The sequence below is a fragment of the Stenotrophomonas sp. YJH_SMC_65 genome, assembly GCF_059369475.1.
This window is the reverse complement of sequence record NZ_JCAFSR010000007.1, coordinates 98,829-119,222: the sequence shown is the minus strand read 5'-3', so window position 1 is coordinate 119,222 and position 20,394 is coordinate 98,829. Positions and strand designations below refer to the sequence as shown.

The 20,394-nt window shown below is 63.9% G+C and carries 23 protein-coding genes; 15 read left to right on the top strand and 8 right to left on the bottom strand.

From position 1 onward, the window contains the following. Positions 1-4: 4 nt before the first annotated feature. Positions 5-1,201: an ATP-binding protein gene (locus AC5P7A_RS14605; protein WP_164109255.1), complete on the top strand. Its 1,197-nt coding sequence runs from the start codon at positions 5-7 to the stop codon at positions 1,199-1,201. A 54-nt stretch (positions 1,202-1,255) separates the two neighbouring features. Here AC5P7A_RS14605 and AC5P7A_RS14600 read toward each other — a convergent pair whose 3' ends face one another. After that, on the bottom strand, positions 1,256-2,209 hold the full coding sequence (locus AC5P7A_RS14600) for an alpha/beta fold hydrolase (protein ID WP_049407332.1): 954 nt from the start codon (positions 2,207-2,209) through the stop codon (positions 1,256-1,258). Between the two features lie 168 nt (positions 2,210-2,377). Between AC5P7A_RS14600 and AC5P7A_RS14595 the strand changes: the two genes are divergently transcribed. The 3 genes from AC5P7A_RS14595 (at position 2,378) to AC5P7A_RS14585 (ending at position 4,297) form a co-directional block, all read left to right on the top strand. Then, entirely contained in the window at positions 2,378-2,947 is a 570-nt protein-coding gene (locus AC5P7A_RS14595; RefSeq protein WP_495220259.1) for a TetR/AcrR family transcriptional regulator, read from the top strand. Between the two features lie 116 nt (positions 2,948-3,063). Beyond that, positions 3,064-3,486, top strand: a complete 423-nt coding sequence (locus tag AC5P7A_RS14590; protein ID WP_014647156.1) for a nuclear transport factor 2 family protein — start codon at positions 3,064-3,066, stop codon at positions 3,484-3,486. Between the two features lie 79 nt (positions 3,487-3,565). Further along, on the top strand, positions 3,566-4,297 hold the full coding sequence (locus tag AC5P7A_RS14585) for a hypothetical protein (protein WP_169411889.1): 732 nt from the start codon (positions 3,566-3,568) through the stop codon (positions 4,295-4,297). 17 nt (positions 4,298-4,314) lie between these two features. Here the strand turns inward: AC5P7A_RS14585 and AC5P7A_RS14580 are convergent, their stop codons facing one another. Together AC5P7A_RS14580 and AC5P7A_RS14575 are read right to left on the bottom strand one after the other, a co-directional pair. Beyond that, on the bottom strand, positions 4,315-4,638 hold the full coding sequence (locus tag AC5P7A_RS14580) for a hypothetical protein (RefSeq protein WP_495220258.1): 324 nt from the start codon (positions 4,636-4,638) through the stop codon (positions 4,315-4,317). A gap of 146 nt (positions 4,639-4,784) precedes the next feature. After that, positions 4,785-5,141, bottom strand: a complete 357-nt coding sequence (locus AC5P7A_RS14575; RefSeq protein WP_197604587.1) for a hypothetical protein — start codon at positions 5,139-5,141, stop codon at positions 4,785-4,787. A 727-nt stretch (positions 5,142-5,868) separates the two neighbouring features. Between AC5P7A_RS14575 and AC5P7A_RS14570 the strand changes: the two genes are divergently transcribed. After that, complete coding sequence (locus tag AC5P7A_RS14570) at positions 5,869-6,183, top strand: hypothetical protein (protein ID WP_346601081.1); 315 nt, start codon at positions 5,869-5,871, stop codon at positions 6,181-6,183. A 394-nt stretch (positions 6,184-6,577) separates the two neighbouring features. On the opposite strand, the gene AC5P7A_RS14565 is transcribed toward AC5P7A_RS14570, so the two are convergent. After that, a complete protein-coding gene (locus tag AC5P7A_RS14565) occupies positions 6,578-7,471 on the bottom strand; it encodes a LysR family transcriptional regulator (RefSeq protein ID WP_088475915.1) in 894 nt (297 codons plus the stop codon). Between the two features lie 110 nt (positions 7,472-7,581). Between AC5P7A_RS14565 and AC5P7A_RS14560 the strand changes: the two genes are divergently transcribed. The 4 genes from AC5P7A_RS14560 to AC5P7A_RS14545 all read left to right on the top strand — a co-directional run bounded on the left by AC5P7A_RS14560 (position 7,582) and on the right by AC5P7A_RS14545 (position 11,105). Then, the gene (locus tag AC5P7A_RS14560; protein WP_169411882.1) at positions 7,582-8,640 is read left to right on the top strand and encodes an alpha/beta hydrolase; all 1,059 of its coding nucleotides are present in this window, start codon (positions 7,582-7,584) and stop codon (positions 8,638-8,640) included. Further along, a complete protein-coding gene (locus AC5P7A_RS14555) occupies positions 8,637-9,848 on the top strand; it encodes an MFS transporter (protein WP_180834670.1) in 1,212 nt (403 codons plus the stop codon). Before AC5P7A_RS14560 ends, AC5P7A_RS14555 begins: the two co-directional genes overlap by 4 nt. Before the next feature lie 134 nt (positions 9,849-9,982). Then, positions 9,983-10,330, top strand: a complete 348-nt coding sequence (locus tag AC5P7A_RS14550) for a cyclophilin-like fold protein (RefSeq protein ID WP_227863783.1) — start codon at positions 9,983-9,985, stop codon at positions 10,328-10,330. Between the two features lie 106 nt (positions 10,331-10,436). Further along, a complete protein-coding gene (locus AC5P7A_RS14545; RefSeq protein WP_495220257.1) occupies positions 10,437-11,105 on the top strand; it encodes a carboxymuconolactone decarboxylase family protein in 669 nt (222 codons plus the stop codon). On the opposite strand, the gene AC5P7A_RS14540 is transcribed toward AC5P7A_RS14545, so the two are convergent. After that, positions 11,081-11,323 (bottom strand): hypothetical protein, encoded by a 243-nt coding sequence (locus tag AC5P7A_RS14540; RefSeq protein WP_495220256.1) that lies wholly within the window; start codon positions 11,321-11,323, stop codon positions 11,081-11,083. The genes AC5P7A_RS14545 and AC5P7A_RS14540 overlap by 25 nt on opposite strands. Positions 11,324-11,557: 234 nt before the next feature. Between AC5P7A_RS14540 and paoA the strand changes: the two genes are divergently transcribed. The 5 genes from paoA to AC5P7A_RS14515 are packed head-to-tail and all read left to right on the top strand — an operon-like array spanning position 11,558 to position 17,025. Continuing rightward, a complete protein-coding gene (paoA, locus tag AC5P7A_RS14535) occupies positions 11,558-12,202 on the top strand; it encodes an aldehyde dehydrogenase iron-sulfur subunit PaoA (RefSeq protein ID WP_346601104.1) in 645 nt (214 codons plus the stop codon). After that, positions 12,199-13,149, top strand: a complete 951-nt coding sequence (locus AC5P7A_RS14530; protein ID WP_495220255.1) for an FAD binding domain-containing protein — start codon at positions 12,199-12,201, stop codon at positions 13,147-13,149. The genes paoA and AC5P7A_RS14530 overlap by 4 nt, the downstream gene beginning before the upstream one ends. Further along, positions 13,149-15,353 carry an aldehyde oxidoreductase molybdenum-binding subunit PaoC gene (gene paoC / locus AC5P7A_RS14525; protein ID WP_111205749.1) on the top strand — a complete coding sequence of 735 codons (2,205 nt, stop codon included), beginning with the start codon at positions 13,149-13,151 and terminating at the stop codon, positions 15,351-15,353. The genes AC5P7A_RS14530 and paoC overlap by 1 nt, the downstream gene beginning before the upstream one ends. An 8-nt stretch (positions 15,354-15,361) precedes the next feature. Continuing rightward, positions 15,362-16,423 carry an XdhC family protein gene (locus AC5P7A_RS14520; protein WP_495220254.1) on the top strand — a complete coding sequence of 354 codons (1,062 nt, stop codon included), beginning with the start codon at positions 15,362-15,364 and terminating at the stop codon, positions 16,421-16,423. Next, positions 16,399-17,025 (top strand): nucleotidyltransferase family protein, encoded by a 627-nt coding sequence (locus AC5P7A_RS14515; protein ID WP_495220253.1) that lies wholly within the window; start codon positions 16,399-16,401, stop codon positions 17,023-17,025. The genes AC5P7A_RS14520 and AC5P7A_RS14515 overlap by 25 nt, the downstream gene beginning before the upstream one ends. Before the next feature lie 39 nt (positions 17,026-17,064). Here AC5P7A_RS14515 and AC5P7A_RS14510 read toward each other — a convergent pair whose 3' ends face one another. The 3 genes from AC5P7A_RS14510 to AC5P7A_RS14500 all read right to left on the bottom strand — a co-directional run bounded on the left by AC5P7A_RS14510 (position 17,065) and on the right by AC5P7A_RS14500 (position 19,104). After that, positions 17,065-17,535: a hypothetical protein gene (locus tag AC5P7A_RS14510; RefSeq protein ID WP_329767792.1), complete on the bottom strand. Its 471-nt coding sequence runs from the start codon at positions 17,533-17,535 to the stop codon at positions 17,065-17,067. Then, entirely contained in the window at positions 17,536-17,892 is a 357-nt protein-coding gene (locus tag AC5P7A_RS14505; protein WP_197561096.1) for a hypothetical protein, read from the bottom strand. A gap of 456 nt (positions 17,893-18,348) precedes the next feature. Continuing rightward, positions 18,349-19,104 carry a tetratricopeptide repeat protein gene (locus AC5P7A_RS14500; RefSeq protein WP_495220252.1) on the bottom strand — a complete coding sequence of 252 codons (756 nt, stop codon included), beginning with the start codon at positions 19,102-19,104 and terminating at the stop codon, positions 18,349-18,351. A 226-nt stretch (positions 19,105-19,330) separates the two neighbouring features. Here AC5P7A_RS14500 and AC5P7A_RS14495 point away from each other — a divergent pair, with 226 nt between their 5' ends. Beyond that, a complete protein-coding gene (locus AC5P7A_RS14495) occupies positions 19,331-20,236 on the top strand; it encodes a hypothetical protein (RefSeq protein WP_495220251.1) in 906 nt (301 codons plus the stop codon). Positions 20,237-20,394: the final 158 nt, after the last annotated feature.

The window sequence follows — 20,394 nt, the reverse complement described above, 5'->3', positions numbered from 1 at the left end:
CTACATGCACACACTGACCGATCCCCACCTGCTGAATGACATCGCTGAGATCGGCCGTATTGAAGCAGTGCCGCGCATCCTTGAAACCGTCGCCCATATCACAGGCTCAAGATTCACCGCGATTGCCAGGGTGACAGAAACCACGTGGACCGCCTGCGCCACCCTGGACACCTTGGGGTTCGGGCTCGTTCCGGGCGGGCAGCTGGTCCTCGAAACCACCCTCTGTGACGAGATCAGGCAGTCATCGACCTCCGTGGTGTTCGCGCACGCCAGTGCACATCCGCTGTATTCCAAACACCATACGCCCAGGATCTATGGGCTGGAGAGTTACGCCTCCGTGCCGATCCATCGGCCGGATGGCAGTTTCTTCGGCACCCTGTGTGCCATTGATTCGTCGCCGGGCAACTTCGATGAGGCGCATGTCCAACGATCCATGGAGCTGCTTGCCGACCTCGTTGGCAACTACCTCGACAAAGAGGATCAGCTGCTGGAGGCAGAGACAGCCCTTTCAACGGCACAGCGTGTTTCCGATCTGCGCGATCAGTTCATCGCGGTGCTGGGCCATGACCTCCGCAGCCCGCTGCAGGCCATCAGCGTGGCCGCCGATTCACTGGAACTTGAGGCAACGTCCGAGCGCCAGCAGCGGATGCTCGCGCACATCGCCGCCGGCGTCACCCGGATGGATGGCCTCATCGGTGATGTGCTTGATTTCGCCAGGGGGCGGCTGGGAGGAGGCATTCCGGTTTCGCTCCAGGAAAGCCACACCTTGCAGGCGGCGCTTGAACAGGTTGCAGAAGAAGTGGCGATCGCTACCGGTCGGCAGGACATCAACGTCCAGATGCGGATCGAAGGTGGCGTGGTCTGCGACACCGGCAGGCTGTCGCAGCTGCTGGCCAACCTGCTGACCAACGCAGCCCAGCACGGCGAGCGCTCCGCCCCAGTCACGCTGAGGGTTCAGGCCGCATCCCATCGCCTCACGCTGGATGTGCATAACGCCGGCTGCATTGCGCCTGAGCGGCTGGGGACGATTTTCAGCCCGTTTTCGCGTGAGCAGGGCGAGCTGCCCAGGCCAGGGCTTGGCCTGGGCATCTACATTGCATCGGAAATTGCCAAGTCCCACGGCGGAACACTGGACGTGCAGTCGAGTGAGAGCGACGGCACCGTGTTCACATTCCAGATGCCGACCGCGGCGCGTCCATGAAGGTGGGCGCCAGGCAACAGAAGGGCTCCGGCACCGCGCCGGAGCCCTGGCCACTCACTTTTCCTGCAGGAACGTCAGCAGGTCCTGGTTGACCTTGTCCTTGTGGGTGTCAGTCAGGCCATGCGGCGCACCCGGGTAGACAATCAGCCTGGCGCCCTTGATCAGTTTCGCTGACTGGCGGCCAGAGATATCGATCGGCACGATCTGGTCGTCGTCACCGTGGATCACCAGGGTGGGGACATCGAACTTCTTCAGGTCGGCGCGGAAATCGGTGGCCGAGAACGCGGCGATCGAATCGTAGGTGTTCTTGTGGCCGCCCTGCATGCCCTGCGCCCACCACGCATCGATCAGCCCCTGCGACACCTTCGCACCGGGGCGGTTGAAGCCATAGAACGGGCCCGACGGAATGTCCCGGTACAGCTGCGCGCGGTTATCCATCTGTGCCTTGCGGATGCCATCGAACACTTCGATCGGCAGGCCGTTGGGGTTGTCGGCGGTCTTCAGCATGAACGGCGGCACCGAGCTGATCAGCACGGCCTTCTTGACCCGGCCGGTGCCATGCCGGCCGATGTAGCGCGCCACTTCGCCACCACCGGTGGAGAAGCCCACCAGGGTCACATCGTGCAGGTCCAGTGTGTTGATCACCGTGGCCAGGTCATCGGCGTAGTGATCCATGTCGTTGCCGTCCCACGGCTGGCTGGAGCGCCCGTGGCCGCGACGGTCATGCGCGATGACGCGGTAGCCATGGTTGGCCAGGAAGATCATCTGCGACTCCCAGCTGTCCGAATTCAACGGCCAGCCATGGCTGAAGGTCACGACCGGGCCGTCCTTCGGGCCCCAGTCCTTGTAGTACAGCTGCACGCCGTCGGCGGTGGTGATGTAGCTGGCAGTGCGCGCGATGGCGGTTACCGGAGCCGGCTTGGCTGGTTCGGCGGCCTGCGCGGACAGGCCGGCCTGGACCGAGAGGGCGAGGGCGGCAACGGCCAGGGTACGGGCGAAGGTGTTCATGCGGAAACTCTCATGGGTGGGTGGTGAGACGTACTTTGCGCCTGCAATCAGGCGTTCGGGTGATGAAGTGTCCGGATTTCTTGATAGATCGTCTTGCACGGATGTGCGCGTACGAATCGATCGTGATCGCCTGTTGACAAGGTAGAACGCCCGTTCTACCTTGCAGCCATGAGCAAGGTCACCGCCGACACCCAACAGAAGATCCTGGCCACGGCCGAGGCGCTGATCTACCAGAACGGGATCCACGCCACCGGCATGGACCTTCTGGTGAAGACCTCGGGCGTGGCGCGGAAGAGCATCTACCGCCACTTCGAGAACAAGGACGACGTGGCCGCCGCTGCATTGAAGGCGCGCGACGTGCGTTGGCTGGCCTGGTTCCGGCAGGAGTGTGAGAAGGCGGATACCCCGGAAGCACGCATCCTCGGCATGTTCACCGTGCTCAAGAACTGGTTCCAGTCCGAGGGCTATCGCGGGTGTGCGTTCATCAATACCGCGGGCGAGGTCGGCGATCCTACCGATCCGATCCGGCAGATCGCGCGTGATCACAAACAGAAGCTGCTCGATTACACGCTGGAACTTACCGAACAACTGGATGTGGAGCAGCCGGCGGACCTGGCCCGTCAGCTGCTGATCCTGATGGAAGGCGCCATCACCCTGTCGCGCGTGATGGGTGATTACGGCGCCGCAGACACCGCGAAGGACGTTGCAAAGCTGTTGTTGGAACAGGCCAAGCGTTAGCGCCTGGGTACGCCAGATCCTTTGAAGCAACCCGTATATCCATTTCTATTGGAGGTCTCCCCGTGTCCGCAGAACAGCCCCGTCCGCCGCTTCCTCCGTTCACCCTTGAATCGGCCATGCAGAAGGTGCGTCTTGCCGAGGATGGCTGGAATTCCCGCGATGCCGACAAGGTGTCGCTTGCCTATTCGCTCGACACCCAGTGGCGTAACCGTGCCGAATTCACCAACGGCCGGGAGGAAGCCCGGCAGTTCCTGGCACGCAAATGGAACAAGGAACTCGAGTACCGCCTGATCAAGGAGCTCTGGGCTTTTACCGAAAACCGCATTGCTGTCCGCTACGCGTACGAATGGCACGACGACTCCGGCAACTGGTTCCGTTCCTATGGCAACGAAAACTGGGAATTCGGAGAGGATGGCCTGATGCAGCGCCGCTTCTCCTGCATCAACGACCTGCCGATCAAGGAAAGCGACCGCAAGTTCCATTGGCCGTTGGGGCGTCGCCCGGACGATCATCCGGGGTTGTCGGAACTGGGTATGTGATTCCCGCTGAGGCGCCTTCCGAAGCTCGCTCAGGTACGATGGGGCGGCCGGCATCTGCGCCGGCCGGGGCAGGGGCGCAATGGACATGCAGGCAGGGGGCGGCGTCGATCCGCCGGCAACGACCGATTCGCAGGAACTGACATTCCACTGGCTCTACCAGCGGGTGCAGGGGCTGGTTGAGCACAGCATCTACCCGAAAGCGGGCAGGGTGGAGACGTGGGCGTTCCGGGTGGGCGCACTGGCGGCCGCCATCGGCATTCTCGGTAGCCAGCTGCCTGATCGATGGCTTCCGCTTGCGGCTGCACTGGTTTTGGTCAGGGTCTGCCTGGCGGTGGAAATCGGAGGTTTTGTCATCGGCGGGTTTCTCGCAGCCCGCCGCGGACTCCGGCAGTTCGTACAGCCACGGCTGTCGCACGCGCAGGAAATGGATGGCGAATTTACACAGTGGCAAGCGGTGATCGCCGAGCTTCGGAAGTTTCCCAGAGTCGAGCGTGAGCGCCGCCTCAAGTATGTCAGCCACTTGCGATCCAGCATGATCGAGCGCATGGGATTAATGTACGGAGGGCTGCAGCGCCTTGGGCCATTCCCACTCTTGATTGCCCTCTATCTGCAGTTCCGCCAATGGAGATGGGGTGACTGGAGCAGCGCCTTTGATGTTGGCGCGCTGGGGGCTTTCATCATCTACGCCCTCGTACTGCTATACCTCACAGGATGGCTATTGATCGGGCTGCGTTCGCGCCTGGATACCTACGTCGCCCTGCTTGAAGGCTCCATCCACGAACCCGAACCCTCGCAACCAACGTCCCTGTAGAGCCTAGCCACGCTCGGCTACTGCGGGCGACATCGCGCCCCATCAGGTACCTCAGCAGCAACAACCCGCAGCGTCCGCTCCATCAGAACAGGCTCAGGCACCCCGGCCAGCGCCTGCTGCAGAACGCCCAAAGGTTCCATCTGCCATTGAAGAAGCGCCCGCAACTGCACAACGACCGGCGCCCGCTGCCGGGCATCCAGTGACACCCGCAACAGCAGATAATTCGGGTGCCTCTCCAGCCACAGCACCGGAACGTCGCGGCAATAGATCTGCAAAGCGGCGCCCTCACGCTGATCGACGAATTGATAGCCCTGTCGTGACCGAGCTTCCACGAACTGCATCGCTTGGCGGCGCAGTTCAGGAAGCGATCGTTGGGGGTGTTCTGGAACCCGATAGGCGAAGGCACGGGCGGGGCAAGCCACTGCGTTTGCGACGCGACTAGCGCCACGAGGCACAGCGCCGTGGCCGCCCATCGGCACCCTGCCACTCACCCTTCCGGATGGAGGCGCGTACTGGCGTGTGCGGCGAGGCCGAGTCCGGCCATCATCAGGCCCTCCATCACCCGCGGACCGACGTACTGTTCCAGTTCGCCGTTCTCGCGGGCACGCTGCGCGGCCAGCAGGATCTCCAGCACCACGCGTAGCCCAGCCAGCGAGCAATCGGTATCCGCCAGCGCGATGCGTCGGCCGGGCATCTGATGGCGTTCAGGCCAGGGCTGACCATCCGAGGCGGCGCCAGAGCCGATGCTGTGCAGCAGGGCGATGAGCGTGTTCGGGTCCAACGCAGGGCCATTCGCGGACGCGTCGTGGATCGGGTGCGGGGCAGGGGAGTGGAGCGGGTTCATGACTGGCTCCTTGCGTGCATGCAGAAGCCGCCACCGATAAAGGTGGCGGACGGTGCGGGGCTCGAAATCCGGTGTGCAATCTTTCCGGCGGGCACAAGGCCTCCACGCACCGCCCGCCATAGCCGGCCGACGGATTGCCAGCCGGCACCACAGAAGGTGGTGCCGGCTGGCAAGCGCATACTTCTCTTGCACAACCGAGGATTTCGAGGCCTCGGCCACCCGTTTTCGGTGGCATGAACAGGAATACCCCTGGCTGTGCGAGATGCCAACGCAGTAGGGCTGATGCCGACACCACTTTCAACATTTTCAGAATCGTTGCATGCGGCCCAATAGGGCTGGGGCCATGCCCTGTAAGGCTATCGGCGATGCCGGCGGTGCACGCGTCAAGAGTGTCGGCATCCACCCGGCGAGGCCGTGAGTGAGGCAGATGCGACAGGATTGCCAAAGGCCGTCAGGCGCCAGTAGGCCTTCAACGCGACCTTGGTCCGCTCCAGCCACGCGGCATTGTGGCTGCGCGCGTGGCGCGTTGCTCGTGGGCACGCGAAGTTGTATGGCGAAGAGCGTACCGTCGTCCAAGGAGTAGCCCCTGCCGGCGTGATAAATTCAGCATCGAAGGCCCTGCTCTCGGACGTGCATGGCGTCCCGATGCAATCAATCAATGTGCCAAGCACGCAATTTCACAGAGTCCAATGTACTGGCTCGCACATCAAGCAGAAGAGTTGCTGAGATGACGATTGTTTTCCCGAACATGGTTGCAGCGCGAGCTGAGATCCACTTGGATATGGTTGATTCTTTGGGCGGACCCGTTCTTGAGATGCGTCAGAACAACGCACGCCCCATGGCATTGTCGCGACGCGGCGGTGAGCTCTGGTACGGATTCGTGATCAATGACAGTACCGTCGACGTCATTCTTCCCGGCGAGAGAGCGGCGTGTGTGGTGTCTTTCCTCAATCATGAGGACGCGCAACATGCGTTCCCGCGCGGCGCGTCTATTTTGTTCGGTGACGGAGTAAGTACAAGAGGCGTGCTGAGGTTAAAGTAGAGTCAGGATTGCCAGCACGGCTACAATTGAGCCTGGTGAATTATGGGCTTCGGTGGCCAAGGGCATGCTCCCGCGAACAACGAGACGGGAGGGGGCGTGCGTAACTTGGCGAGGCGTCACGCAAAGCTCTCCGGAGAGTGTTAGCTGAAAACTGGGTACACGGTGGCCGGGCCTGAAAATTCACCCAAGCGAAACCATCTTCGCTGGTCATGTTGATTCCAGAATTGAACGCCCGCGCGTGCTCGATAACGTTCAACGGCTAGCAAATGGGGCAGGGAAGCTGTCGCCCGGCTGGGGGATTAGGAAGATTTATCGAGGGTGGGGCTGGTGTCCGTTTCCAGCCGATACAGGGCACAAAGGGGAATTAAGACCGCGCCCGGCATCGGCATCCACGTCACCTATCCAGCTTCCACCACGCAACCAGCGCTGCAAATGCCGGCGACGGCTGCCGACGGTTCGGGTAGTAAAGGTGATAGCCGGGGAAGGGGACGCACCACCTGTCCAGCACTGCCACCAACCTGCCTTGCGCGATGTGCTCGGCCACCAGCGGTTCCGGTGCATATGCCAAGCCCAAGCCATCCAGTGCGGCATTGATAACGTGGGTCATGCTGTTGAAGACCAACGGCCCGTCGCCGCGCACGGTGAATTCCTTGCCCTTCTCTTCGAACTCCCACGCATAGATGGCACCGTTTGGGCGATGTCGGATGTGGATGCAGCGGTGGCGCGTAATGTCGGCAGGCTTCTTCGGCTTCGGATACTTCTCGAAGTAGTCGGGTGAGCCCACCACGACCAGACGCCAATCGGGGCCGACCCTGACAGCAACCATGTCCTTGCTCAGTGCCTCTCCGAGCCGGATGCCCGCATCGAAGCGCTGCTCCACCACATTGGTAAAGCCGTAATCTACGTAGAACTCAAGCGTAATGTCCGGGTATGCGTCCAGGAATCCGGCAAGCCGCGGACGGATGATGGTCTCCATGGAATCATCCGTGCAGGAGATTCGTAGCGTTCCAGCTGGGCGGTCGCGCAGGTCACCCAGCGCCTCCACGCTGGCACCGATGGCCTCGAAATGTGGTGCGATGGAGCGCATCAGGCGCTCGCCCGCTTCAGTGGGAGAGACATTGCGCGTGGTCCGCGCGAGCAGGCGAATTCCCAGGCGCTCTTCCAGCAGGCGCATCGAATGGCTCAGCGCAGAGGGCGTTACCCCAAGACGAACCGCCGCCTTGGTGAAACTCTGCTCCTGCGCCACTACCAGGAACGCTTGCAGGTCATGGGTCTTCACGGTGCTCATGGGTCAATTGTGAGCGCAACTCAGTAATGCATCAACTTTCAACCGGCTTATCGATATAGGGGCTGGGGCCTATCGTGGCGACCCGTGTCCCCAACCGAGGCCATACGCCCATGAAACGCACCACGCTGTTACTGGCGCTGCTCGCCAGCCTCTACGTTCCAGCTTCGGCCATGGCCGCTGACGCACCGGTGCCGGCCCCGCGCCATGGATCCGACAACTTCTACCGCAGCCCCACGGTCAAGGGGGAGCGCGTGAGCTTCCACAACCAGTACGAGATGCAGGTGGTGGGTACGCTTTACCGCCCTCAAGGCCTGCCCGACGGCAGCCGCGCCCCCGCAGTGGTCGTTGGCCACCCGATGGGCGCAGTGAAGGAGCAGAGTTCCCAGCTCTACGCGCAGAAGCTGGCCGAGCAGGGCTTCGTCACGCTGGCGATCGATCTTTCCTTCTGGGGCGAGAGTGGCGGCGCACCGCGACACCTGGTGGCGCCGGAAATCTATTCGGACGACATCAGTGCGGCCGTGGATTTCCTGAGCACGCAGTCATTTGTGGACCCGGACCGCATCGGCGGCTTGGGCATCTGTGGCAGCGGCAGCTTTGTAATCAGTGCCGCCAAGATCGACCCACGCATCAAGGCCATCGCCACGGTCAGCATGTACGACATGGGTGCGGCGGCACGGCAGGGGCTGAACAGTGGCCAGTCGCTGGAGCAGCGCAAGGCGGTGATCCAGTCCGCGGCAGATCAGCGTCTGGCCGAATTCAAGGGCGGGGCGCCGGTGTTCGTGCCTGGCACCGTGAACCACCTCGATGCTGACACGCCCGCCATCCAGCGTGAGTTCTTCGACTTCTACCGCACCCCGCGCGGCGCCTATACGCCAAAGGGTGACAAGGCCGAACTGACAACCCAGCCGCTCTTCAGCAGCCTGGTCAAGTTCATGAACTTCTATCCCTTCAACGACATCGAGACGATCTCGCCCCGACCAATGCTCTTCGTCTCCGGCGACGTCGCGCATTCCCGCGAGTTCAGCGAGGACGCCTACCGAAGGGCAGGGCAGCCGAAGGAGATCTACTGGGTAAAGGGTGCCGGCCACGTGGATCTGTACGACCGCATTCAGCTAATTCCCTTTGACAAGCTGGCCACGTTCTTCCAGCGCGGCCTGGCCGGGAAATGAGCCGCACCGACGCCCCCGCACATCGCGCCAACTGGGGCGGCGTGCTCGCAATGACGCTGTGCGTCTTCGCGTTGATCGCCTCGGAATTCATGCCCGTGAGTCTGCTCACTCCCTTGGCAGCAGACCTGGGCGTGAGCGAAGGCCTTGCCGGCTACGGCATTGCGATTTCGGGTGTGTTTGCGGTGTTGACCAGCCTGTCTATCTCGCGATTGGCGGGTAGCGTGAACCGCCGAACGTTGCTGTTGTCCCTCACGGCGTTGATGGCGGTGTCGGGACTGGTGGTAGCGCTGGCCCAGAACTATCCGGTCTACATGACAGGCCGTGCGCTGATCGGCGTAGTGATCGGCGGTTTCTGGTCATTGTCCGCCGCAACCGCGATGCGGCTGGTACCGGAGGCCGAGGTCCCGCGAGCCTTGGCGATATTCAACAGTGGCAACGCCCTTGCAACGGTCATTGCGGCACCACTGGGCAGCTATCTCGGCAGCATGATCGGATGGCGCGGCGCATTCCTCTGTCTTCTGCCCGTGGCAGCTGTCGCCCTGGCCTGGCAGTGGGTTTGTCTGCCGTCCATGGAAGCGGAGGAGGGCCGATCACGCGGCGGGGTCGTCGTGTTGCTGCGACGACGCGTGGTGGCACTGGGCATGATGGCCTGCGCTGCGTTCTTCATGGGGCAGTTTGCCCTGTTCACCTACGTGCGGCCGTTCCTGGAGCGTGTCACGCATGCTGGGGTATCTGCCGTTCCGTGGGTTCTGCTGGCGATCGGAGTGAGTGGTTTCGTGGGCACACTTGCCATCGGGGCATTCATCAGGCGCGGGCTCTACCGCACGCTGGTGATTCTTCCCGCCCTCATGGCGCTGATTGCCGTCACTCTGGTTCCACTCGGGCCCCACCTTTGGCCGACCGCCGCACTGCTCTCGGCGTGGGGTCTGCTGGCCACGTCCGCGCCGGTCGGCTGGTGGAGCTGGCTGGCGCGCACCTTCACCGACAATGCCGAGGCTGGCGGCGGGCTGATGGTTGCGGTGGTTCAGTGCTCCATTGCGCTGGGCGCCACCCTCGGCGGACTGCTGTTCGACAGCCTTGGCTTTGCCAGTACGTTCTTGGCGAGTGCGGGCATCCTCTTGTTTGCCGCGCTGCTTGCCTACGCCACCGCGACTGAAGAGGTGCACACGTCAGCCGCGGCGATTGCCACAGGGGCTCCGAAGCGATGACACGCCTCACTTCGATAACGGCGAAGCTGCTCGTGCTCCTAGTTGGCTTTGGGGCGGTAGCGGCATGCTCAGTCGCGCCCGATCATCAAGCCGTCGCAGCCACCAGTACTGGGGCCAACCCGGAGATTCATCCTATGAAAATTCGACTGATCATCAATGATCAAGTGCTGTCGGCCACCCTGGAGGACAGCCTTCCTGCACGCGAGTTCATCGCCCAGTTGCCACTGACCCTTCAGCTTGAAGACTACGCCGCGACTGAGAAGATTGCGCAGCTCCCGCGCAATCTAAACGTGGCGGGTGAGCCGGAAGGAATCACGCCCTCGGCAGGCGATATGGCTTTTTATGCACCTTGGGGAAACCTGGCGATTTTCCACAGGCCATTTGGCTACTCGAAAGGTCTCATAAGGCTGGGTCGCATCGAAGGAGGGCTGCAGATCCTTCGCAAGGAGGGGCCCATGGAGGTCCGCATTGAGTCTTTCTAGAGGCTGGCTGCACACCTTGGGGTTCAGCCATCTCGCCATTCTGCTGGGTACGGCGATGCTGGCTACCGTCCCTGGTCAGATGGCTTTCGCACACGGAGGAATAATCATGCACACCAAATCAAATCAAGCTCCCACAACCGAACTGGATCCGCGCCGACAAGCCATCATTCCGATCGGCGCCTTCGCAGCGGCCGGCAACTTGGATGGCCTCCGCCAGGCGTTGAACCAAGGCCTGGATGCGGGGCTAAGTTTGGCCGAAACGCGAGAGCTGCTGGTGCAGCTCTACGCCTATGCGGGGTTTCCTCGGAGCCTGAACGCGCTGGGCGAACTGATGAAGGTGGCGGATGCGCGTAGACAGCAGGGCATCCAGGATGACGCCGGCCACGAGCCCCGCAAGCCGATTCCCACAGGCGACGCCTTGCTCGCTGCAGGCACGGCAAACCAGACCAGGCTGGCCGGCGCTCCTGTCTCAGGGCCTTTGTTCGATTTTGCCCCGCAAGCAAATCAATACCTCCGTACGCACCTCTTCGGCGACATCTTCGAGCGCGACAATCTTGATTGGCAAAGCCGCGAATTGGCTACGGTCAGCATGCTGGCCGCCATGTACGGAGTGGAGCCCCAATTGCAGTCCCATATTGGAATCAGCATGAACATCGGCCTGCGGCCAGAGCAGCTATACGAGCTGGCCGATGTACTTGAGGAGCGCGTCAGCCTCGAGGCTGCCGAACGTGTTCGCGTCGCGATTCAACGTCAGCTTGAGGTTCGGAAAGAATGACGGTCGGGAAGATGCTCCTTCGGCTTGCCTTGCGCGATGTGCTCGGCCACCAGCGGTTCCGGTGCGTTTGCCAAGCCCAAGCCATCCAGTGCGGAATTGATAACGTGGGTCATGCTGTTGAAGACCAACGGCCCGTCGCCGCGCACGGTGAGTTCCTTGCCCTTCTCTTCGAACCCCCACGCATAGATGGCACCGTTTGGGCGATGTCGGATGTGCACGCATCAGTGAGGAAGTGGCGCAGATCAGTGTCAGTGGCGCACTCTTGCCAGAGGCGGCGTTGAAGATGACCGGCCAGTAGGCTCGGCCAATGATGCCGGCGCGCCTCCGACCGACTTCACAGACCTGTACCCCGCAGATGGGCATAGTGCCCCTTGAGTAGTGTGAGCGCGTCCATCCAGCCACGGGATTGTCCCGAACGCCAGGAGGTCACTGTGCCAAGTTGTGATGAAGGAATGAAGTTGACGCGTCGCCAGGTGATCGCCGGCGGCGTCACGACCGTGGCAATGTCCGCCGCACCGGGGGCGTCATCGCTCGCCGCCGAACTGGCGACGCCCCCGCCGCCCAGGCCGCCGGTCATCAGCACGGTGGCCTTGACCGTCAACGGCAAGCGGCGGGAGCTTGAGCTCGACACGCGGACTACGCTGCTTGATGCCCTGCGCGAACATCTGAAGCTGACCGGGACCAAGAAGGGCTGCGACCACGGTCAATGCGGTGCCTGTACCGTGCTGGTCAACGGTGAGCGCATCAATGCCTGCCTCAGCCTGGCGGTGCAGCACCAGGGCGATGCCATCACCACCATCGAAGGCCTCGGAACCCCCGATGACCTGCATCCGCTGCAGGCCGCCTTCATCAAGCATGACGGCTACCAGTGCGGGTACTGCACGCCGGGGCAGATCTGCTCGGCGGTGGCGGTACTGGACGAGATCAAGCGGGGTGTCCCCAGTCATGTGCAGGCAGACGTCAGCGCACGGCCCCGGGCCACCAACATGGAGATGCGCGAACGCATGAGCGGCAACCTCTGCCGCTGCGGAGCCTATTCCAACATTGCCGAGGCGATGGAAGAGGTTGCAGGCGTGACCCCTGGGAGGCGCGCATGAGGGCCTTCAGTTACGAACGCGCGAGATCCCCGGCCGAGGCCGCCAAGGCCGTCGCCGGTATCGAGGGCGCGAAGTTCCTGGCCGGAGGGACCAACCTGCTCGACCTGATGAAGCTGGAGGTCGAGACGCCAGCGCACCTGGTCGATGTGCAGGACATCGGCCTGGACAGGATCGAACCCACCGACGAGGGTGGCCTGCGCATCGGCACGCTGGTCACCAATACCGCGCTGGCCTCGCATGAGCGCGTGCGCCGCGACTACGCGGTGCTGACCCGCGCGATCGTGGCAGGCGCCTCCGGGCAGCTGCGCAACAAAGCCACCACCGGCGGCAACCTGCTGCAGCGCACGCGCTGCCCGTATTTCTACGATCCCCATCTGCCCTGCAACAAGCGCCTGCCCGGATCAGGGTGCGGCGCACTCGAGGGGTTCTCCCGGCAGATGGGCGTGATCGGCACCTCGGACAGCTGCATCGCGACCTATCCGGGCGACATGGCGGTGGCCCTGCGGGTGCTGGACGCCTCGATCCAGACCGTCAGCGGTGACGGCAGTACGCGCAGCATCCCGATTGCCGATTTCCATCGTTCCCCCGGCGACAGGCCGCAGCAGGACAACGTGCTGCAGCGCGGTGAGCTGATCACCCACGTCACGCTGCCGGAGCCCCTGGGCGGTCGGCACGTGTACCACAAGGTACGTGACCGCGCGTCCTATGCGTTCGCACTGGTGTCGGTCGCCGCGGTCGTGCAGCGAGACGGGTCGGCGCGGTTCGCCTTCGGTGGAGTTGCGCCGAAGCCGTGGCGCGTTGAGGCAGCCGAACCACTGCTGCGCGACGGCGTAAAGGCCGCGGCCCGGCGGGTGTACGCCGGTGCCCGTCCGACGCGGGAGAATGCGTTCAAGATCGCGCTCGCCGAGCGCACCCTCGCAGCCGTGCTGGTGGAAGGAGAGCGCTGATGCCCCTTGAATTCAACGCCCCCGCCGGCGACAACCTGTTCGACAAGGCCAAGGTCGTCGGCAAGTCGACGCCGCGCATCGACGGTCCACGCAAGACCACCGGCACCGCCCCCTATGCCTACGAGCGCCACGACGTGGCGCCAAACCAGGCCTACGGCTACATCGTCGGTGCGGGCATCGGCAAGGGGCGCATCATTTCGATGGATGCCTCCCGCGCACGTGCCGCGCCCGGCGTACTGGCGGTCATCACCGCACCGGAAACCAAGCCGGTCGGCAAATCGAACTGGAACAATGCGCCGCTGTTCGGCGGACCCGAAGTGGCCCACTACCACCAGGCCATCGCCTGCGTGGTGGCAGAGACCTTCGAGCAGGCCCGCGCCGCCGCGGCGCTGATCCGCACCCGCTACGAGCGCAGCAAGGGCCGCTTCGATTTCCCGGCCCTGGCACCGTCCGCACCGCTGGCAAAGGGGCGTGACGGCAAGCCCGACCGGCAGGCGCTGGGCGATTTCGACACCGCCTACGCGAGCGCCGCGGTCAAGCTCGACGAGACCTATCACACCTCCGACGAAAGTCATTCGATGATGGAGCCGCACGCCACCATCGCCGCCTGGGAGGGTGACACGCTCACGCTGTGGACGGCGAACCAGATGATCGACTGGGCCAGGCAGGGCATGGCGGCGATCCTCGGCATCGATCCTGCCAAGGTGCGCGTGGACTCGCCCTATATCGGCGGCGGCTTCGGCGGCAAGCTGTTCATCCGTGCCGACGCGGTGCTGGCCGCGTTGGCGGCCAAGCAGGTCGGGCGACCGGTGAAGATCGCACTGCAACGCCCGTTGATGCCCAACAACACCACGCACCGGCACGCCACCCTCCAGCGCGTGCGGATCGGCTGCGGAAAGGATGGCCGGATCTCCGCCATCGCCCATGAGAACTGGTCGGGCAACATCAACGGCGAGGATGGCGAAAACGGCACCCTGCAGACGCCCAAGCTCTATGCAGGCGCCAACCGCCTGGTGGCCAACTACATCGCCACGCTCGACATGCCCGAAGGCAATGCGATGCGCGCACCGGGTGAAGCACCGGGCCACATGGCGCTGGAAGTGGCGATGGACGAAATGGCCGAGAAGCTGGGCCTCGATCCGATCGCGTTCCGCATCCTCAACGAGCCCGAGGTCGTGCCCGGCGATCCGTCCAAGAAATTCTCCGACCGCAACCTGGTGCGCTGCCTGCGCGAAGGCGCGGAGCGCTTCAACTGGAACAAGCGCAACGCCCGGCCGGCGCAGGTCAGGGAAGGGCATTGGCTGGTCGGCATGGGCGTGTCCGCGGGCTACCGCGGCGCACCGACAATGAAGTCGGCGGCGCGGGTCCGGCTTGACGGCCAGGGCGGGGTGGTTGTCGAGACCGACATGACCGACATCGGCACCGGCTCCTACACGATCATCGCGCAGACGGCAGCCGAGACCATGGGCGTGCCGCTGGACCAGGTCCAGGTCACCCTCGGTGACTCCCGTCATCCCGCCTCCGCCGGTTCCGGCGGCCAGTGGGGCGCGGCAAGCTCCACCGCGGGCGTGTACGCGGCGTGCGTCAGCCTGCGCCGCAAGGTGGGAGAGAAACTCGGCTTCGACGGCGACACCGCAAACTTCGCCAATGGCCGCATCCAGGCGGATGGGCGGACCATCACGCTGGCGGAGGCGGGAACCCTGTCGGCGGAGGACGGCATTGCCTTCGGCGACTTCAAACAAGGCTACGACGTCGGCACCTATGCAGGACATTTCTGCGAGGTCGCCGTGCATGCCTACACTGGAGAAACGCGCATTCGCCGCATGCTTGCCGTATGCGATGGCGGCCGGATCCTCAATCCGCTCTCCGCACGCAGCCAGGTCATCGGCGGGATGGTGATGGGTGCGGGCGCGACCCTGATGGAGGAGCTGGTGGTCGACAAACGGCTTGGTTTGTTCATCAACCACGACCTGGCCGGCTACGAGGTTCCCGTGCACGCCGACATCCCGTACCAGGAGGTGGTCTTCCTCGACACGCTGGATCCGGTGATCTCGCCGATGAAGGCCAAGGGTGTGGGTGAACTGGGCATCTGCGGGGTTGGCGCCGCGATCGCCAATGCGATCTACAACGCAACCGGCGTGCGCGTGCGCAGCTATCCCATCACCCTGGACAAGCTGTTGCCCGGCTTGCCCGACATAGGCTGACGTTGCGCATGGACCGACCCGTAGCCTCGCCCACTCTGGAGGTCTCCGCCGCAGGCGGAGGGGAGCCCGGCGATCTTGCCGAGGACCTGTCCGCAGCGCCGGGCTTCCTCGCCGAAGGCAGCCCGCGCGGCGTACTCGAGACGGCCTTGACGCGCGTGCGCGCGGGGGAGCACGCCGTGCTCGCGCTGGTGCTGGAAACCGATGGCTCCACCTACGCCGGTGCCGGCGACATGGTGCTGTTCTGCAACGGCAGCCAGGTCGGCTGGCTGAGCGGCGGATGCCTGGAGCCCGAGCTCGCGCGACGCGCGGAGCAGGTGAGCGCGGCAGGGCGGGTCGACTGGATCGAGATCGACACCCGCAGTGACGACGACCTGTTGAGCGGGTCCGCGCTCGGCTGCCGCGGCCGGCTTCGGATTGCGCTGCTGCCGTTGCGTGCCATGGCCGGCATCGACGACGTGATCGAGGCTTGGTTGCGCGAGGGCGTGTCACTCCAGCGCGACCTTCGCACGTCGGGGCAGGTCGTTTTCCGTGCCGGCCATCGCGAGCAGGCGTGGCAGCTGCATCCGATGGAGGGTACACAGCCCTTTGGCGAGGGCGCGTGGCGTTTGCCGTTGCCCCGGCTTCCGCGGGCCCTGGTGTTGGGGGGCGGTCCCGAAACGCCCTTCCTGGTTCCGCTGCTGCGCGGCCTGGGGTGGCGGGTCAGCGTGGCCGAACGGCGAGCGCGCTGGGCCCCAGCCGGGCAGTGCGCGGATACGCATCTTCAGACCAGCCCGGCCGAGGCCCTTCATGGCGACCAGTGCGACGCGGCACTGGTGATGCATCACGATTTCGAACTGGACCGGGAGGCGCTGGTGGCCCTGGCTGATACCAACGTCGCGTTCATTGGACTGCTGGGTCCGCGGCGAAGGCGCGAGGACCTGTTCAAGCTGCTGACACCGGATCAGCGCCACTACCTTTCCCCGAGACTTCAATCACCGGTCGGCCTGAACATCGGCGGCCGAGGGCCAGAGGCGATTTCGCTCAGCATCGCCGCGCAGCTGCAGCAATGGCGAGGCGCGCACGGCAGGTGACTGACGCGCATGCGATCGTCGTGCTTGCTGCCGGCGGGAGCACCCGACTTGGCCAGCCCAAGCAGCTTCTGACCCGGCAGGGCGAGACCCTGGTACATCGCGTAGTGCGGCTAGCGCTGGAGCTCGCGCCAGCGCAGGTCCTGGTCGTGGTGGGCGCGAACGCACAGGCCGTGACATCCAGCGTTGCCGGGTTGGATGCCACTCCGGTAACCAATCCCCACTGGGAGCGTGGCCTGGCGAGCAGTCTGCAGGTTGCCGGCGCACACCTGCTGCCCACGGTGACCGCGGTGATGATCGTGGCATGCGACCAGCCCGCAATCGAGCGCTCCCATCTGCAGGCGCTGCTTTCCGGTGCCCGCGCCGCAGCGTCAACGTGCGCGGGCACCCGCCACGGAAATGCGCTTGGCGTTCCCGCAGTCGTGCCGCGCGCCTGGTTCACCCCTGTCGGTGCATCCGGTGACCGCGGCTTCGGAGCGCGCCTGCGGCAACTTCCTGTCGATACAGTGCATGTCCTACAGGCACCGGAACTCGGCCTGGATATCGATACGCCAGAAGATCTCGCGCGTGCGCGCGATGCGGGCTGGATCGATGCCGGGAGGTGACCCGCATGGTCACTGGGCCAATGCCTGTCGCGCAGGTGACTAGTGCGGGCCACATCGCGCGCCCTCAGGCACCTCGCCCCCGAACATCTGCAGCACCCGATCCGACAGAACAGGTTCCGGCACGTCAGCCAGCACCTGCTCCAGATAGCCCACCGGCTCCAGCTGCCATTGAAGCAACGCACCAAGCTGCACAACGACGGGCGCCCGCTGCTCCGCGTCCAGTGAGACCTGCAACAGCAGATGGTGCGAGCGCCTCTCCAGCCACAGCACGGGTATGCCCCGGCAAAGAACTTGGAACTCGGCATCTCGGTGCCGCTCTACGAACTGGAAGCCCTGTCGTGGCCGAGAGTCCACGAACTGCATCGCCTGGCGGCGCAGTTGTGAGAATCGATCGTCGTTGATGCTTTGGAACGCGACAGGCGAGGGCGCCGGCGTCGCCGGCCACTGCGCCTGTGCCGCGACCACCACCACAAGACAGAGCGCGTTGGCCGCCCAGCGGCACCACGCCACTCACCCCTCCGGATGCAGTCGGGTACTGGCGTGTGCGGTAAGGCCGATGCCAGCCATGATCAGGCCCTCCATGACGCGAGGGCCGACGTACTGCTCCAGCTCACCGTTCTCGCGGGCGCGCTGTGCGGCCAGCAGGATCTCCAGCACCACCCGAAGGCCGGCCAGCGAGCAATCGGTGTCCGCCAGGGCGATGCGTCGGCCGGGCATCTGATGGCGTTCCGGCCAGGGCTGGCCATCGGAGGCGGCGCCCGAGCCGATGCTGTGCAGCAGGGCGATGAGGGTGTTCGGGTCCAGCGCAGGGCCATTCGCAGGCGTGTCGCGAATCGGGTGCGGGGCAGGGGAGTGGGGCTGGTTCATGGCTGGCTCCTTGCGTGCATGCAGAAGCCGCCACCGATAAAGGTGGCGGACGGTGCGAGGTTCGAAACCCGGTGTGCAATCAGACCGGCGGGCGCAAGGCCCCCACGCACCGCCCGCCATAGCCGGCTGACGGATTGCCAGTCGGCACCACGGGGGGTGGAGCCGACTGGCAAGCGCTTTTTACGATTGCACAACCGGGGTTTCGAAGCCCGGCCACCTGTTCAAGGTGGCACAGCAAGGAATACGCCCGGTTGTGCCCGTTGCCAATGCAGTAGGGCCGATGCCGTCACCACTTTCAACATTTTCAGAATCGTTGCATATGGCGCAACGGGGCTGGAGCCTTGTGCTGCAAGGTTGTTGTCGGTGTCGGCGGTGCACGCCTTACGAGTGTCGGCATCCGCCCGGCGAGGCTATGAGCGAGGCGGATGCGACAGGATCGCCAAAGGCCGCCAGGCGTCAGTAGCCCTTCAACGCAACCTTGGTTCGCTCCAACCACACGGCATTGTGGCTGCGCGCGTGCCGCGACCAGTGCTGGGCATCATCGATGATGCTGGCGAACAGGCTGCGGGCCTGCTCGCGGTCGTCGGGCTGCGGCTGTGCCATCAGCCACTCGGCGTACAGGCAGCGGGCGGCGGCATCGTTTCCGCATTCCACGGCCCGCTCGAACGCGGCGCGGGCTCCGGGTGCTTGGGCAGCCGCCAGTGCCTGCGCGTAAAGCAGCGTCTGTTCCGGCTTGCGGCGTACATCCGGATGGCGGGCGAACAGTCCGTCCAGCGTCTCCACCGCAAGCGCGGGTTGCCCGGAATCGAGGCGGGCACGGGCAAGGCCGGTCAGGATGTAGGGATCGTCGCCCAGCGGCGAGCTGGCCGCCTGCTCAAGCAGGGTGCTGGCTTCCTCCGCCTGGCCGGCATCCAGCAGCGTCATGCCCAGGCGAACCCGGTTCTGCACGGTGGGCGTGCGCGCCAGTTCGGCACGGGCGCTGCGCAGGTCCTGGCCCGGGTCCATGAGCTGCTTGGCGGAACGGATTGCCTGCCGCGCGCCGCGCGAGTTGCGGGCTTCCGGGAAGTAGATCGCCAGGAAGTAGACGATGCTGCCTAGCAGTGGGAAGGAGAAGAGCAGGATGAGCCAATAGAGGCTCTGGCCCGAGCGGATGGCGTGCACCGCGAAGTAGATGGCCGCCAGTACGTGGAGTCCGATTCCGATATAGGGCATGTGTGCCGCCTCGTCCTTGTGAGGGGTGGAACTATAGTGGGGGAGGGGTACGGTGGAAACGGGTAATTACCAGAATGACCCTCACATGGTCATAACGTATGGCCGCCCCGGAGCAAATTAGACTCTGCTGCACTCACTGGCTGCTGTTGCGGCGGTGAACGACGCCGGAAGGATGCCGCGTTAATGCGGGTTCTGCAGCTTAAATGGATTGCCGGGAGACCACAGGATGGGTCGAATTGCATGGATGGGTGTCTTCGCTTGCTTGGCTGCAGGACCGGCGTGGGCTGAAGTCCCTCCCGAATGTGTGGAGCTGTACCAGGAGGCGGGCGCGAGCCCTGGGTCACAATCGTGCCGGGATAATGCATCAAACGCCTTGTTCGGTCTCGGGACCTACCACTGCGAAAACCCGCGAATCATCGACGAGTACTGCGGCGGCGTGGTGCTGCGGCCTTGGGATCCTGGCAAGAACAACCAGTGCGACGTGACCACCGGCGCCACGCAGGTCGGTAATCCGATCAATGCGCTGCTGGGCATCAAGGTTCAGACCGAGACGGATGTGTCGGACGCGTCTGGCCACCTATCGTTGCAACGTCATTACAACAGCCTGTCCATCGACAGCAATCCCGGCATCGAGCTGACGGATTTTTCTGGGCGAGACCTAGATCCAATAGTATCCGACCTTGTCAAAAGATTGGCAGGGACGCAGAAGCAGCGCCAGGCCGCTGTTGATCAGATCGAGTTACTGGGGGGAGGTGCAATCCCTTATCTTGTTGGGCATCTTGAAGATAATCGACCGCTCGCCTCCCCAGGCCTCGTAATGACGAATAGAGATCCTTCTGGATTTGAAAGTCGCCGCGAATACACCCCGGAGACTGTTCACGATGTAATTTCAGCAATACTCAATGAGGCTACTGGCCAGAGTTTTGTATTTGTATATAACGGCGGCACAGCAATAGAGCGGAAGAATAACGCATCTCAGTGGGTGCTTTGGTGTCAAAAATCCTTTCCAGATATGCGAGATATTTGCGCAAAAAACGAGCCACTCCCGAAAAATCCGAGCCAGGGCAAAGTCGAGACTTCGCCTCGCAAGGGCTCCGTGGATCGCAAGGAATCAGGCCTCGACATTCACTAGCGGGTTGCTCGATGGAAGGGATGCACGGGTCGTAGCCCATGCAGTCGCGACAAGGGGTTTTTTATCGAGGGGGGGGGGGCACACAGCCACCTCACAACTGGGATGCGGATAGTCGAGCCGATATCGACGCAGGTGCAATCGAAGCGATGCATGAGACG

Bases quoted from the DNA above. Each gene is read 5' to 3' on its own strand.
- AC5P7A_RS14575 (WP_197604587.1), bottom strand. From the start codon at position 5,141: ATGAACCCGCTCCACTCCCCTGCCCCGCACCCGATCCACGACGCGTCC.
- AC5P7A_RS14550 (WP_227863783.1), top strand. From the start codon at position 9,983: ATGAAAATTCGACTGATCATCAATGATCAAGTGCTGTCGGCCACCCTG.
- AC5P7A_RS14590 (WP_014647156.1), top strand. From the start codon at position 3,064: ATGCAGAAGGTGCGTCTTGCCGAGGATGGCTGGAATTCCCGCGATGCC.
- AC5P7A_RS14595 (WP_495220259.1), top strand. From the start codon at position 2,378: ATGAGCAAGGTCACCGCCGACACCCAACAGAAGATCCTGGCCACGGCC.
- AC5P7A_RS14515 (WP_495220253.1), top strand. From the start codon at position 16,399: ATGGCGAGGCGCGCACGGCAGGTGACTGACGCGCATGCGATCGTCGTG.
- AC5P7A_RS14580 (WP_495220258.1), bottom strand. From the start codon at position 4,638: ATGCAGTTCGTGGAAGCTCGGTCACGACAGGGCTATCAATTCGTCGAT.
- AC5P7A_RS14560 (WP_169411882.1), top strand. From the start codon at position 7,582: ATGAAACGCACCACGCTGTTACTGGCGCTGCTCGCCAGCCTCTACGTT.
- AC5P7A_RS14605 (WP_164109255.1), top strand. From the start codon at position 5: ATGCACACACTGACCGATCCCCACCTGCTGAATGACATCGCTGAGATC.
- paoC (WP_111205749.1), top strand. From the start codon at position 13,149: ATGCCCCTTGAATTCAACGCCCCCGCCGGCGACAACCTGTTCGACAAG.
- AC5P7A_RS14600 (WP_049407332.1), bottom strand. From the start codon at position 2,209: ATGAACACCTTCGCCCGTACCCTGGCCGTTGCCGCCCTCGCCCTCTCG.
- paoA (WP_346601104.1), top strand. From the start codon at position 11,558: ATGAAGTTGACGCGTCGCCAGGTGATCGCCGGCGGCGTCACGACCGTG.
- AC5P7A_RS14495 (WP_495220251.1), top strand. From the start codon at position 19,331: ATGGGTCGAATTGCATGGATGGGTGTCTTCGCTTGCTTGGCTGCAGGA.
- AC5P7A_RS14570 (WP_346601081.1), top strand. From the start codon at position 5,869: ATGACGATTGTTTTCCCGAACATGGTTGCAGCGCGAGCTGAGATCCAC.
- AC5P7A_RS14585 (WP_169411889.1), top strand. From the start codon at position 3,566: ATGGACATGCAGGCAGGGGGCGGCGTCGATCCGCCGGCAACGACCGAT.
- AC5P7A_RS14555 (WP_180834670.1), top strand. From the start codon at position 8,637: ATGAGCCGCACCGACGCCCCCGCACATCGCGCCAACTGGGGCGGCGTG.
- AC5P7A_RS14530 (WP_495220255.1), top strand. From the start codon at position 12,199: ATGAGGGCCTTCAGTTACGAACGCGCGAGATCCCCGGCCGAGGCCGCC.
- AC5P7A_RS14565 (WP_088475915.1), bottom strand. From the start codon at position 7,471: ATGAGCACCGTGAAGACCCATGACCTGCAAGCGTTCCTGGTAGTGGCG.
- AC5P7A_RS14505 (WP_197561096.1), bottom strand. From the start codon at position 17,892: ATGAACCAGCCCCACTCCCCTGCCCCGCACCCGATTCGCGACACGCCT.
- AC5P7A_RS14545 (WP_495220257.1), top strand. From the start codon at position 10,437: ATGCACACCAAATCAAATCAAGCTCCCACAACCGAACTGGATCCGCGC.
- AC5P7A_RS14520 (WP_495220254.1), top strand. From the start codon at position 15,362: ATGGACCGACCCGTAGCCTCGCCCACTCTGGAGGTCTCCGCCGCAGGC.
- AC5P7A_RS14500 (WP_495220252.1), bottom strand. From the start codon at position 19,104: ATGCCCTATATCGGAATCGGACTCCACGTACTGGCGGCCATCTACTTC.